The following is a 13,608-nucleotide window of genomic DNA, read 5'->3' on the forward strand; positions in this document are numbered from 1 at the left end:
TGGATTAATAACGGTAGTGGTCAGCCTTATATGGGCCTTCCTTCGTTACGCCAATGTAGGAAGCTTGCTGATCTGACAACACAGTCAACTCTGCATTGAGAGTCTTGAGCTGTAAGCGTGCAACCTTCTCATCCAAATGCTTAGGCAATGTGTAAACACCGATTGGGTATTTATCTGTACCTACTGCATTCCACAATTCAATTTGCGCAATCACTTGGTTTGCAAATGAAGAGCTCATTACGTAAGAAGGATGTCCTGTACCGCAACCGAGGTTAACCAAGCGGCCTTTAGCCAAAATGATGATGCGCTTCTCAGGCTTGCCATTGGCTGCCGGGAAAATCACATGATCAACTTGTGGCTTAATTTCTTCCCACTTGTATTTCTCAATACCAGCAACATCGATCTCATTATCAAAGTGGCCGATGTTACAAACGATGGCTTGATTCTTCATCTTCACCATGTGGTCATGCGTAATCACATGGTAGTTACCAGTTGCCGACACGAAGATGTCTGCTTTGTCAGCGGCGTAATCCATCGTTACAACACGGTAACCTTCCATCGCAGCTTGCAATGCACAAATTGGGTCTACTTCAGTAACCCACACTTGAGCAGACAAAGCACGCAATGCCTGTGCAGAACCTTTGCCCACATCGCCGTAGCCACAAACCACTGCAACCTTACCGGCAACCATCACATCAGTAGCGCGCTTGATTGCATCAACTAAAGATTCGCGGCAACCGTAGAGGTTGTCGAACTTGCTCTTAGTAACGGAGTCGTTTACGTTGATTGCTGGGAACTTCAAATCGCCCTTGGCGAACATTTGATACAAGCGATGTACGCCTGTAGTGGTTTCTTCTGTAACGCCTTTTACTTTTTCCAGGCGTGTTGAGTACCAAATCGGGTCTTGCGCCAATTTCTTCTTAATGGCTGCGAACAAAATGGTTTCTTCTTCGCTAGTTGGGTGATTCAAGCAAGCTTGATCTTTTTCAGCGCGCGCACCAAGGTGCAACAACAAAGTAGCATCGCCACCGTCATCCAAAATCATGTTGGTGTATCCGCCATCAGCCCACTCAAAAATACGATGGGTAAAGTCCCAGTACTGCTCAAGGGTTTCACCCTTGATCGCAAATACAGGAGTGCCATTAGCAGCGATTGCTGCAGCAGCGTGATCTTGTGTAGAGAAAATATTGCAAGATGCCCATTGAACTTCAGCACCAAGTGCCTCCAGGGTTTCAATCAGCACAGCTGTTTGAATGGTCATATGCAATGAACCAGTAATGCGTGCACCGCGTAACGGCTGTTGTGCAGCAAACTCGTCACGAATAGCGATCAAGCCAGGCATCTCAGTTTCAGCAATCGCGATTTCTTTGCGGCCAAAGTCAGCCAAAGTGATATCAGCAATTGCGCAACGAGTTGCAACAAAGTTATTTAAATCAGAAACGGTATTCATTAATGCTCCAGCTAAATACGATCCAATGCTGGAGTAGAAACTCGCTAGCCATTGAATCATGGGTTAGCGAGCGCGGTTGCAATTAGCAAACTCCGTTTAGGAATCCACTCCCTTCAAGCCTGGGGAAGTACTGGGTCTCAGCATTCCTTGCAACGCTCCTTGAAGGTATGCCGTAATTGTAAACAATTACGGCATATTTCGCCTCAATACACCTACAAACTGCGTATTTCCTACTTACAGACCTGCTGCGGCACGTAATGCAGCCGCCTTGTCTGTTTGCTCCCAAGTAAATTCTGGCTCCTCACGACCAAAGTGGCCGTAAGCAGCAGTCTTCTTGTAAATTGGGCGCAAGAGGTTAAGCATCTTCACAATGCCTTTTGGACGCAAGTCAAAGTGCTCAGAAACCAATTGAGCAATCTTCTCATCTGAAATCTTGCCTGTGCCAAATGTGCTCACCATTACTGAAGTTGGTTTAGCAACACCAATCGCGTAAGAAATCTGAATCAAGCACTTGCTTGCCAAACCAGCAGCAACCACGTTCTTTGCAACATAACGGCCAGCGTATGCTGCAGAGCGGTCAACCTTAGACGGATCCTTTCCAGAGAAAGCGCCACCGCCATGAGGAGCTGCGCCACCGTAGGTATCCACAATAATTTTGCGACCAGTTAAACCGCAATCACCTTGTGGACCGCCGATCACAAAACGACCCGTTGGATTAACCAAGAAGTTAATCGCACCTTTGATTAAATGCTTAGGCAATACTGGTTTGATGATTTCTTCGATGACTGCTTCGCGCAACTTTTCGAGAGATATATCTTCATCATGCTGAGTAGACAACACAACTGTATCGATAGAGTCAGGCTTGCCGTCTACATAACGCAATGTCACTTGTGACTTTGCATCAGGGCGCAACCAGTTCAAACGGCCATCACGGCGCAATTGGGATTGACGCTCAACTAAACGATGTGACAAATGAATTGGCAAAGGCATGAGCTCTGCAGTTTCATCACAAGCGTAACCAAACATCAAACCTTGGTCGCCAGCGCCTTGATCCAAGCCATCGTCATGAGCCTTATCAACGCCTTGAGCGATATCAGGACTTTGCTTGTCATAGGCAACCAATACTGCACAGCCTTTGTAGTCGATACCGTAATCAGTATTGTCGTAACCAATTTCACGCAAAGTATTGCGAGCAACTTGGATGTAATCAACGTTTGCGTTAGTAGTGATTTCACCAGCCAAAACTACCAAGCCGGTGTTGCACAATGTTTCTGCTGCAACGCGTGCAGTTGGATCTTGAGCCAAGATAGCATCAAGAATCGAATCAGAAATTTGGTCTGCTACTTTATCGGGGTGACCTTCAGAAACAGATTCTGAGGTAAAGAAGTAATCGTTTGCCATTGCATATTCCTTTATTAATTAACACGATCATTGGGACAACTCGACGTGCCAGGAACTACAACGGCGACGCTTTAGCAGAATTTATGAATCGCCCTGCAAGTTGCCTTAACTCAGCGATGAAAGGATTCTATCCGAAAAGCTGCCAATTGGGCAAGGCAGGCTGAAATCCACACAGTAAGAGCGGCATTGAATATCATTAGGGGGTGCAAAAACTCCTACTTAAGCTCTGTCTCAATACGATTGCCGTGCTTCCTCTTGCCTTGGTTCAGGTAATTGGGGCTTTTTTAGGCATGCTCGCTTATGTTGGCTCAAAGCAATACCGCTCACTCTTTCGACCTCAATATGAAGCCGTAGTCCAAGCTCGCAAATTGCCATTCAAGCTTTGGGAGGCCATTAGAGCATCTGGAATGCTGTTTTCAGATAGCCTGTGGATTTGGCGCAACCCACAAAAAGCACTGAAATTAGTTGATGTGCAAAACTGGGATGTCGTTGAAGCGGCGATTGGCGAAGGGCATGGCCTGGTTATGCTTACACCCCATCTAGGCGGCTTTGAAATTATTCCCCGCGTCTTGGCGCAACATTTCCCTGCAACCATTCTGTACCGTCCGTCACGCCAAGAATGGCTCAATGAAGTGGTGGAAGAAGGTCGCGCCTATCCCAATATGCATTTTGTTCCGACCAACCTTAATGGCGTACGTCAAATGACTCGAGCACTCACAAGGGGTGAGGCCATTGGCATTCTTCCTGATCAAGTGCCTAGCGGTGGTGAGGGTGTGTGGGTACCATTTTTCGGGCGCCCAGCTTACACAACACCATTGCCAGCTCGTCTTGCTAACCGCAACAACACTCCAGTCGTGATGTTTACCGCTAAGCGTAAAGGTATCGGCCAAGGCTGGCTAATGCAAGCAACTCGCCTTACGCCGTTATCTGAAGATGCCAACACTGCCGCCGCAGAGCTAAACATTGCTATTGAAAATGCAGTCCTTGTTGCACCAGAACAATTCATATGGTCCTACAACCGCTACAAGCATCCCGCTGGTGCAGAATTGCCTCCAAGCAATTAAATTAATTCGTTATCATTTCTGGAATGACCTGGTTACAAAACCTTTTCAATTTCTTGGCGCTCAGTCTTCTGCGCCTCTTTGCTTTTTTACCCTATACGATTACTGTCCATGTTGGCTATGGCCTAGGTTGGCTTGCAGCACATATTCCGAATGGGCGTAGCAAAGTAGTCAAAACCAATTTGCGTTTGTGCTTTCCGAATCTGAGCGAAGAAGAAATAGACAAGCTTGCAATTGAGCATTGGAAATTATTTGGTCGCAGCGTACTAGAGAGAAGCCGCATCTGGCTTGGTAGTGGCAAACAAATTACCGATATCGTCACCATTGAATCAGCGATCACCTTAGGAGATCGCAAACCACGCCTTCTCATTAATCCACACTTTGTTGGCCTTGAAGGTGGCTTTATGGCGCTTTCCGTATTGGCTACTCAACACGATTGGCCACGCGGTGCCGGTCTTTATCAAAATATGAAGAATCCTTTCTTCAATCAAAAAATGATTGAATGGAGAAATCGTTTTGGTGGCAAGTCCATTGAAAGACAGAGTCGCTTACGCGATCTCATTCGCGAAATTCAAACGGGTAACTTTATTTTTATTGCGCCTGATATTGATTTAGGGCCGCGGGATTCGGTCTTTGTTCCCTTCTTCGGTATCCAAACAAATACCATTACCTCTGTATCCCGCCTAGCAAGGCTCAGCGGGGCTGAGGTGTGCCTTATGACAACTACGTTAAATAAAGATCGCAAAGGCTATACCTGCCACATCAGTCCGCCCTTACCTAACTTTCCAAGCGATGATGTGGAACAGGATACTGCGCGCCTCAACCAATATATTGAAGAGCTTGTTCGTGAAAGACCAGCGGAGTACTATTGGGTACATAAACGCTTTAAACATCGGCCGCCAGGCGAGCCGAGTCTTTACGATTAAATGGAAATATTTTGAGCATTAATACAAACAATCCACTACGCAAGCTACGCTTCACCAAAATGCATGGTGCTGGCAATGACTTCATTGTGCTCAATGGCATCGATCAAGACCTGAGCGGCATTACGCGTGAACAGTGGCAAGCATTGGCACACCGCCAATTCGGCATTGGCGCAGATCAAATTCTTCTGGTTGAAAAAGCGACGCGCCCAGATGCCGATTTTCGATATCGCATTTTTAATGCTGATGGCGGTGAAGTGGAGCAATGCGGCAATGGCTCTCGTTGCTTTGTACGTTTTGTATTAGATCAAGGTCTTTCCAATAAGAATCCCTTGCGCGTTGAAGTAGCGCACACCGTGCTTACCCTCAAATCTCATCCTGATGGGCAAGTAGAGGTGGATATGGGCGCGCCTATTTTTGAACATAGTCACATTCCATTTAATGCAACTGGTTTGGCTAGCGTACAAGAGTTTCAAGAGACGCTATATGCGCTTCCGCTGAACTACCCAGCTACACACGACAGCTTGGTTGGTGTTTTATCTATGGGCAATCCACATGCAGTTCAAGTGGTTGGCGATGTTGATAGCGCGCCCGTACTTGAAGAAGGTCCTGAGATTGAAGGGTTTGCAGCGTTCCCCAAAAAAGTAAATGCAGGCTACCTACAAGTTATCAATCGCAATGAAATTAAATTGCGCGTGTTTGAGCGTGGTGCTGGTGAAACCTTGGCCTGTGGCACCGGCGCATGTGCGGCAGTTGTTTCTGGCATTCGCAGAGGTTTATTAGATTCACCAGTAAAGGTGCATACACGCGGCGGCGACTTACAGGTTGCTTGGGCTGGAACCGTTGACGGTGTTGCTCAATCAGTCATCATGACTGGCCCGGCAGTCACGGTATTTGAAGGTGAAACAGAAATCTAAGAGCGAGTGCTCTTAGATGCCGTACTTCTCGCGATACGCTTTTACTGCGGGCAAATAATTCGTTAGCTGAGTATCGCTTGATGCTGTCAGAAACGACATCAAGCCAGTCAGGTTCGCAATCGAAATCACTGGCAAACCAAACTCTAGCTCTACTGCTTGCACAGCAGATTTATCGCCAATATCCACAGCGTTACCTGAACGCTCCATACGATCTAAAGCAATCAATACTGCAGCAGGTTCTGCACCCGCCTTGCGGATCAGATCCACCGACTCTCTCACAGAGGTCCCAGCAGAAATCACGTCATCAATAATCACTACTCGCCCCTTAACAGGAGCACCCACCAAGACTCCGCCTTCACCATGATCTTTGGCTTCTTTGCGGTTATAGGCGTAAGGAACGTTGATGCCATCATCAGCCAAAGCGATTGCTGTAGCAGCTGCTAACGTGATTCCTTTATAGGCTGGGCCATAAAGCATGTCGAATTGCAGCTTCGACTCTTGTAATGCTTTGGAATAGTAGCGGCCTAGCGCACTCAAACGAGCGCCGTCATTGAATTCACCAGCATTAAAGAAATAAGGCGAGAGTCTGCCAGCTTTGGTTTTAAACTCCCCGAAGGACAAAACCTTTGCCTCTAAGGCAAAACGTATAAAGTTATCTTGATTTGAATTATTTGAGCTCATAGGCCTACATGTTACGCATCATTTCCGCGAACCTCAACGGTATCCGTTCCGCAGTCAAAAAAGGCTTTCTGCCATGGGCCGTAAAGCAAAAGGCTGACTTCATTTGTATGCAGGAGCTCAAAGCCCAGCGCGATGATTTGGAAGACGCCATTCTCAATCCCGATGGTATGCATGCCTACTTCCACCATGCCGAGAAGAAGGGCTATAGCGGCTGCGGCATTTATACCCCTCATAAGCCTGATGAGGTCTTATACGGGTACGGCAATGAAGAGTTCGATGCCGAGGGGCGTTATGTAGAGGCGCGCTTTAAAGGGCTTTCTGTTATTTCGGTTTACATGCCCTCTGGCTCCAGCTCGCCTGAGCGTCAAGAGGCTAAATACCGCTATCTTGATAGCTTTTTGCCACATCTCGTAGCCCTCAAAAAATCAGGTCGAGAGATTGTGCTTTGTGGAGACGTCAATATTGCCCATCAAGAAATCGACCTGAAGAACTGGAAAGGTAATCTCAAAAATTCTGGATTCTTACCCGAAGAACGCGCATGGCTAACCAATCTATTTAGCAAAGTAGGTTACGTCGATGTCTATCGTCAGCTCGAGCCCGAAGCGACTGAGACTTGTTACACCTGGTGGAGTAATCGCGGACAGGCTTATGCAAAAAACGTGGGGTGGCGCATTGACTATCACATTAGCACACCAGGTATTGCGCAAACCGCTAAGAAAACCACCGTATATAAAGATGAAAAATTTTCAGATCACGCACCACTCACTGTGGATTACGACTGGAAAATTTAAGCGGCAGTAAATTGCAATAAAAAACAGCGGGGGAGATTACTCTCCTTCTTTTTTGATCTGCACGATCTTGAAATGAATCGTGGCCCAAATTAAGAGCAACACCGGAGCACCAATAATGGCGGTACCAAAGAAGAATGTCTGGTACCCGAAATTATCAACAAACACCCCTGAGAAGCCCGCCAACCATTTAGGCAGCAGCAACATCATCGAGCTAAACAAAGCGTATTGAGTGGCTGAGTAGCGGATGTTCGTCAGTGAAGATAAGAAAGCTATAAAGGCCGCACTCGCAATACCTGAGCTAAGGTTGTCTGCAGAAATTACCCAAATCAAGCCATGCAAGTCATGGCCTTGTGTTGCCAACCAGGCAAACAATAAGTTGCTGACCGCAGAGAGAACAGCGCCTACAAATAAAATGCGGAGCACACCAAATCGTAATGTAAGTACGCCACCAAGAAATGCGCCCACTAAAGTCATAACCACTCCAAATACTTTGCTGACTGCTGCCACCTCATCTTTGGTGTAGCCCATATCTACATAGAACGGATTAGCCATAATGCCCATCACTACATCGCTAATGCGATATACGGCAATCAAAGACAAAATCAATACTGCATGCCAACGATAGCGGGTGATGAATTCTGCAAAGGGCTCAACAAGCGTTTGATATAGCCATGCTTTGGCGGTACGCACTTTTGCTAACTCATGCTTGACCGGCTCTTTGCTTAGCAAGGTTGTAATCACACCGACGCCAATAGATGCAGCCATGCAGAGATAAGCAAATTGCCATGCACTCGCATCGTATCCACTACCCGTTTCAGCACGAGCAGCAAGCCAAAGAACGCCGGCACCAGCCCAAATCAAAGCCAGTCGATATCCGGTTTGGTAGGTTGCAGCTAAAGCTGCCTGATAATCACTATTGGCAGATTCAATCCGAAATGCATCTAAAGCAATGTCTTGAGTAGCAGAACCGAAGGCCACCAACAAGGCGCACCAGACAATCGAATTGAGCGCGAGCTTTGGATCTGAAGTCGACATGCCAACCAGACCCAAAATGATGAGCGCTTGTGCAAAGAGCAACCAACTGCGGCGGCGCCCAAACAATTTCGTTAGCAAGGGAATTTGCAAACGATCTACGAGAGGCGCCCACATCCACTTAAAGGCATAGATCAAACCAACCCAGGTTAAGTAGCCAATAGTGCTGCGATCAATGCCGGCTTCACGCAACCAAAAACTAAGGGTTCCCAAAATTAGCAGCAAAGGTAGGCCCGCGGAGAAGCCCAGGAATAGCATGCGCAAGCAAGGCCATTCGAGATAAACCCGAAAATCTTTTATCCAAGATTGGACTGCAGTTAACACCTTTGTATTTTTATCCTAGGCGCGACGAATGCGGAATAAGGCAAGGCTGCCAAAAAGGTTCGGCATCAAAGTAACTTGGCGACCTTCGTGCAAGATGCATTGATCGAGAATCTTTAGCCCAAGATTAGAGGCTAGCTTCTCAAAGTCAGTAACAGTGAGTACCCGCACGTTTGGTGTGTTGTACCACTGATAAGGCAGGCTCTTAGAGACTGGCATACGGCCTAAGCCCACAGCAAGGCGGTGCGACCAATGACCAAAGTTAGGAAACGAAATTACCGATTCTTTTCCTACACGCACAACTTCACGCAAAATCTTTTCAGTTTGATGAATGGTTTGCAAAGTTTGTGACAAAACAACCGTATCAAAACTACTGTCTTCAAAAAGTGCTAAACCACCTTCTAAGTCCTGCTGGATAACATTCAAACCTTTTTGCACGCATGACAGCACACGTGAATCATCAATCTCAACACCATAGGAATGAACTGGCTTTTGCTTCTGTAGAAACTCTAAGAAACTACCATCGCCGCAACCAAGGTCCAGCACTTGAGTATTCGGTGCTATCCAATTGGAAATAGCGGCAAAGTCGGCGCGTTTATTTTGATTGCTCATACTTGAGTCTCGCGCATTTGCTTGAAGTAGGCTCGAACCAGATTGTGATATCGAGCATCATCTAATAAGAAGGCATCATGCCCATGAGGCGCATCAATCTCTGCATAAGTCACTTCACTCTTATTGCTCAGCAAAGATTCCACAATCTCGCGACTACGATTCGGCGGGAAGCGCCAGTCTGTTGAAAAGCTCACCACCAAAAACTTGGCCTGCACTTCAGCTAGGGCGCGATTAAGACTGCCATCGTAACGACGTGCAGGATCAAAATAATCAAGCGCACGGGTAATCAGCAAATAAGTATTGGCATCAAAGTAGTTTGAGAACTTATCGCCCTGATGGCGGAGATAACTTTCAACTTCAAATTCAACATCAAAACTAAAGCGGTAGTCATTAGATTCGCCATTAGGGCGCTGTAATTCGCGCCCAAATTTTTCGGCCATATCATCATCAGATAAATAGGTGATGTGACCAACCATGCGGGCTAAACGCAAGCCGCGCTTAGGCACTACGCCATGCTCGTAATAGTTACCGCCATGAAAGTCGGGGTCAGACAAAATGGCATTGCGCGCCACTTCATTAAATGCAATGTTCTGTGCACTCAGTTTTGGAGTGGATGCAACGACAACGCAATGCTCTATTCGCTTGGGAAACTGAATGGCCCAAGCCATTGCCTGCATACCACCCAAACTACCGCCCATCACGGCGGCAAATTTACGAATACCCAACTTGTCTGCCAAGCGCGCCTGGGTGTTCACCCAGTCTTCAACAGTGACCACTGGAAACTCAGCGCCATAAGGCTTGCCAGTTGCAGGATTAATACTCATAGGTCCAGTTGAACCAAAGCATGAACCTAAATTATTTACACCGATAACGAAGAAGTGATTGGTATCAACAGGTTTGCCTGGGCCAATCATGTTGTCCCACCAGCCGATATCTGCCGGATCTTCTGGACTTGGACCGGCTACATGATGTGACGCATTGAGTGCATGACAAACTAGAACAGCATTACTTTTGTCTGCGTTAAGCTTGCCGTAGGTTTCAATGACTAAATCGTAGCCAGACAACACAGCGCCACTCTGCAAAGGCAGGGGCTCGGCAAAATGAATAGTATTTCTAGAGAGATTTAGCTCGCTCATTCTGACAGGAGAAGGCGCAAACTAACATCAGAAGCTTCGGTGGGCAACTTCTTAAACCCGCTACGGGCAAAGCGATGCCAACGACCCAAAACAAAACTCATCAACATGGCAGCGCGAATGCTAACCTCTTCTTGACCAAGCTGCGACCAATTGCCACCTTGAGTTTGGGCAATGCGCAAAGCCTGCTTAAGAGATGCTTCAACGCGATCTAAGACTTGAGTAATACGCTCTTGCAGACGATCATCCTCCTGCAACAAGGCATCGCCCAATAAAACGCGAGTCATACCAGGATTCTTTTCTGCAAAGAACAAAAGCATTTGCAAAATACCGCGTGCCTGAGCAAGGCCAGACTCTTCTTTTTGGTTGATCTGATTAATCAAACCAAAGACCGTTTGTTCAATAAACGAAATGAGGCCCTCGAACATCTGCGCTTTACTTGCGAAATGGCGATACAAGGCCGCTTCTGAAACTTGAATTTTGGCTGCTAATGCAGCTGTGGTAACGCGCTCACCCTTCGGGTTTTGCAACATCTCTGCAAGGACCTGCAGGATCTGCAGACGGCGTTCGCCCGGCTTGGGACGCTTACGTGCCTTACCAGCATCAGCACTGCTGTCGTTAATATCTGCCGGCTCTAAAGATTCGCGCATGCTTATTTACTTACCTAGAACGAATCATCGTACCGAACGCTTGCTCGGTCAGAATTTCTAACAATAAAGAATGTTCAATACGACCATCAATAATGTGCACTGAATTAACGCCGCTCTTTGCTGCGTCTAAAGCAGAGGAAATCTTGGGCAACATGCCGCCAGAAATCGTGCCGTCAGCAAACAAGCCATCGATTTCTCTGGCAGTGAGGTCGGTTAAGAGGGTGCCATTCTTATCCATCACGCCTGGGATATTCGTCATCATGACCAACTTCTCTGCGTGCAAAATTTCAGCCATCTTGCCAGCAACTAAGTCTGCATTGATGTTGTAGGCCTGGCCTTCTTCGCTAAATCCAATCGGAGAAATCACCGGAATAAAAGCATCGTCTTGTAAGGCTTTTACAACTGCAGGATTAATGGCCTCAATTTCACCAACAAATCCCAAATCAATTGTTCCGCCAGCGTTCTTTTCATCGGCAACCAACATTTTTTTGGCGCGGATGAGTCCGCCGTCTTTACCAGTCAAGCCTACAGCTTGGCCACCAAAGTGGTTAATCAACATCACGATGTCTTGCTGCACTTCACCACCCAAAACCCACTCCACCACTTCCATGGTTTCTTCGTCGGTCACGCGCATACCTTGAATAAAGGTACCGGTCTTACCGATTTTCTTAAGAGCTTCATCAATTTGTGGTCCGCCGCCATGAACCACTACAGGGTTCATGCCAACAAGTTTGAGCAAAATAACATCGCGCGCAAAACTTTCTTTGAGGCGCTCTTCAACCATGGCGTTTCCACCGTACTTAATCACGATCGTTTTGCCGTGATACGAACGGATGTAAGGCAAAGCCTCAGCCAGAATCTCCGCTTTCAACAAAGGGGGGATATCGCTAATAGTTGGTAAATGCTTAGTCATTGCTACTTAAAATTTATTCGCCAAATAATTTTTGACGGAGTTCACGACGCTCTTGAGCCTCAAGAGATAAATTGGCTGTAGGCCTTGCAATCAAACGGTTCAAGCCGATTGGCTCACCAGTTTCTTCACACCAGCCATAGTCACCAGATTCAATACGCGCTAAAGCTTGTTCTACTTTTTTGAGCAACTTGCGCTCGCGATCGCGTGTACGCAATTCCAAAGCATGCTCTTCTTCAATCGTGGCACGATCCGCAGGATCTGGAACCAAAATATTTTCACGCAGGTGTTCTGTTGTCTCAGAGGCATTCTTTAGAATGTCATCCTTGAGAGTAAGTAATTTTTGACGGAAAAAATCTAACTGGGCAGCATTCATGTAGTCCTTCTCGGACATCTTGAGCAATTCAGCCTCCGTTAAAGGCGCGCCTTTTGGAACTTTTGTGCTCGCAGCTTTACTGCTTGCTTTTGCAGCAGTTGCTGGTTTTGTTGCTGTTTTTACCGTCATCTCATTCTTCCTTGGTTTGAAGCATTATTGCCTCATTCTGCCAAACTTTTACAGCCCTCGAATCAATATTTCTCAATATTCATAATATTGACCGTGGCGGCGGATTGTACCCGAATCTTTCTAGGCCAAACAGCCTTCGAGCCCAGCCAGTAGGGTGTCTTTAGGCAAATCGATGCCAATAAATACCATACGGGTTTGCTTGGGTTCTGAACCCCAAGGACCAGCTAAATCGCTGCCCATCATCTGATGAACCCCCTGGAACACTACTTTTCGGGCACTTCCCTTCACATAGAGGACGCCTTTATAGCGCAGCATCTTCTCTCCAAAGACCTCCAAGATGCCACCAAGGAAGTCTTCCAACTTTTTGTGATCAAAGGGTTTATCACTACGAAAAACAAAGGATTGAATGCGGTCTGTATGGCCCGCATGACCATGGTGGTGGTCATGGCTATGAACGTGGCCGCAGGTGCTGTGATCATGATCGTGACTATGGTCATGGCCGCAATGCTCATGATCGTGGTCATCCTGCTCCAGGAAGTGAGGATCAATATCCAGCTTGGCATTCAAATTGAAGCCCTTGAGATCTAAAACAGCATTCAACGGCACCACACCCTTAGAAATGCCAGAAATAGGCGCTCTTGGGTTCATGTGCATCAGACGATTACGCAAAGCGTCTACTTCTGCGGGAGTAACTAAATCTGTCTTCGTAATAAAGATTTGATCGGCAAAGCCAACCTGGCGCTGCGCCTCTTCATGCTCATTGAGTTGCTGCTGACCATGCTTGGCGTCCACTAGGGTAACCACAGCATCTAAGACATAGTGATCAGCAACATCGTCATCCATAAAGAAAGTCTGGGCTACAGGACCGGGATTAGCAACGCCCGTCGTTTCAATCACAACGCGATCAAAACTAATCTTCTTATCCTTACGCTGTTCCCAAAGCTCATTTAGTGCTTCAACGAGGTCACCACGAATGGTGCAGCAAATACAGCCGTTACTCATTTGCACAATATTCTCTTGGTTGTCTTGCACCAAGATATCGTTATCAATATTTTCTTCACCGAACTCATTCTCGATCACAGCAATTTTTTTGCCATGCTCTTCAGTGAGAATGTGTTTGAGCAAAGTTGTTTTGCCGCTTCCTAAGAAGCCAGTCAAAATGGTTACCGGAATTAATGCCATGGATGATCCAATCAAAATCTAGAGGCCAAAGTTTCCCAA

The 13,608-nt window shown here is 46.8% G+C and carries 14 protein-coding genes and 1 riboswitch; of the genes, 4 read left to right on the forward strand and 10 right to left on the reverse strand.

Going from position 1 to position 13,608, the window contains the following annotated elements:
• Positions 1 to 4: 4 nt before the first annotated feature.
• Both ahcY and metK read right to left on the reverse strand, forming a co-directional pair.
• Positions 5 to 1,450 (reverse strand): adenosylhomocysteinase, encoded by a 1,446-nt coding sequence (gene ahcY / locus JaK3_RS01080; protein WP_068319808.1) that lies wholly within the window; start codon positions 1,448 to 1,450, stop codon positions 5 to 7.
• Between the two features lie 61 nt (positions 1,451 to 1,511).
• A riboswitch (S-adenosyl-L-homocysteine riboswitch) is annotated at positions 1,512 to 1,617 on the reverse strand.
• A gap of 67 nt (positions 1,618 to 1,684) precedes the next feature.
• Positions 1,685 to 2,851 (reverse strand): methionine adenosyltransferase, encoded by a 1,167-nt coding sequence (metK, locus tag JaK3_RS01085; RefSeq protein ID WP_068319810.1) that lies wholly within the window; start codon positions 2,849 to 2,851, stop codon positions 1,685 to 1,687.
• A gap of 203 nt (positions 2,852 to 3,054) precedes the next feature.
• Here metK and JaK3_RS01090 point away from each other — a divergent pair, with 203 nt between their 5' ends.
• Genes JaK3_RS01090 through dapF form a run of 3 tightly spaced genes read left to right on the forward strand, consistent with a single transcriptional unit; the run spans position 3,055 to position 5,752 of the window.
• Positions 3,055 to 3,915: a lysophospholipid acyltransferase family protein gene (locus tag JaK3_RS01090; protein WP_068319812.1), complete on the forward strand. Its 861-nt coding sequence runs from the start codon at positions 3,055 to 3,057 to the stop codon at positions 3,913 to 3,915.
• A 23-nt stretch (positions 3,916 to 3,938) separates the two neighbouring features.
• Complete coding sequence (locus tag JaK3_RS01095) at positions 3,939 to 4,838, forward strand: LpxL/LpxP family acyltransferase (RefSeq protein ID WP_068319814.1); 900 nt, start codon at positions 3,939 to 3,941, stop codon at positions 4,836 to 4,838.
• A gap of 59 nt (positions 4,839 to 4,897) precedes the next feature.
• Complete coding sequence (gene dapF / locus JaK3_RS01100) at positions 4,898 to 5,752, forward strand: diaminopimelate epimerase (protein ID WP_068320642.1); 855 nt, start codon at positions 4,898 to 4,900, stop codon at positions 5,750 to 5,752.
• 12 nt (positions 5,753 to 5,764) lie between these two features.
• Here the strand turns inward: dapF and pyrE are convergent, their stop codons facing one another.
• On the reverse strand, positions 5,765 to 6,433 hold the full coding sequence (pyrE, locus tag JaK3_RS01105; RefSeq protein WP_068319816.1) for an orotate phosphoribosyltransferase: 669 nt from the start codon (positions 6,431 to 6,433) through the stop codon (positions 5,765 to 5,767).
• A gap of 8 nt (positions 6,434 to 6,441) precedes the next feature.
• On the opposite strand from pyrE, the gene JaK3_RS01110 reads away from it, so the two are divergent.
• Positions 6,442 to 7,224, forward strand: coding sequence for an exodeoxyribonuclease III (locus JaK3_RS01110; RefSeq protein ID WP_068319818.1), 783 nt, complete (start codon positions 6,442 to 6,444; stop codon positions 7,222 to 7,224).
• Positions 7,225 to 7,260: 36 nt separating this feature from the next.
• Here JaK3_RS01110 and JaK3_RS01115 read toward each other — a convergent pair whose 3' ends face one another.
• From JaK3_RS01115 to JaK3_RS01145, 7 genes are all read right to left on the reverse strand, one after another.
• Entirely contained in the window at positions 7,261 to 8,580 is a 1,320-nt protein-coding gene (locus tag JaK3_RS01115; protein WP_068319820.1) for an AmpG family muropeptide MFS transporter, read from the reverse strand.
• A 15-nt stretch (positions 8,581 to 8,595) separates the two neighbouring features.
• A complete protein-coding gene (gene metW / locus JaK3_RS01120; protein ID WP_068319822.1) occupies positions 8,596 to 9,189 on the reverse strand; it encodes a methionine biosynthesis protein MetW in 594 nt (197 codons plus the stop codon).
• Positions 9,186 to 10,325 (reverse strand): homoserine O-succinyltransferase MetX, encoded by a 1,140-nt coding sequence (gene metX, locus JaK3_RS01125; protein WP_068319824.1) that lies wholly within the window; start codon positions 10,323 to 10,325, stop codon positions 9,186 to 9,188. Before metX ends, metW begins: the two co-directional genes overlap by 4 nt.
• Entirely contained in the window at positions 10,322 to 10,972 is a 651-nt protein-coding gene (gene slmA, locus JaK3_RS01130; RefSeq protein ID WP_068319826.1) for a nucleoid occlusion factor SlmA, read from the reverse strand. Before slmA ends, metX begins: the two co-directional genes overlap by 4 nt.
• Positions 10,973 to 10,982: 10 nt before the next feature.
• The gene (argB, locus tag JaK3_RS01135) at positions 10,983 to 11,885 is read right to left on the reverse strand and encodes an acetylglutamate kinase (RefSeq protein WP_068319828.1); all 903 of its coding nucleotides are present in this window, start codon (positions 11,883 to 11,885) and stop codon (positions 10,983 to 10,985) included.
• 13 nt (positions 11,886 to 11,898) lie between these two features.
• Positions 11,899 to 12,387: an RNA polymerase-binding protein DksA gene (dksA, locus tag JaK3_RS01140; protein ID WP_082786339.1), complete on the reverse strand. Its 489-nt coding sequence runs from the start codon at positions 12,385 to 12,387 to the stop codon at positions 11,899 to 11,901.
• Positions 12,388 to 12,507: 120 nt separating this feature from the next.
• Positions 12,508 to 13,569 (reverse strand): CobW family GTP-binding protein, encoded by a 1,062-nt coding sequence (locus tag JaK3_RS01145; RefSeq protein ID WP_068319830.1) that lies wholly within the window; start codon positions 13,567 to 13,569, stop codon positions 12,508 to 12,510.
• Positions 13,570 to 13,608: the final 39 nt, after the last annotated feature.

The sequence above is a fragment of the Polynucleobacter yangtzensis genome, assembly GCF_001595965.1.
GTDB lineage: Bacteria > Pseudomonadota > Gammaproteobacteria > Burkholderiales > Burkholderiaceae > Polynucleobacter > Polynucleobacter yangtzensis.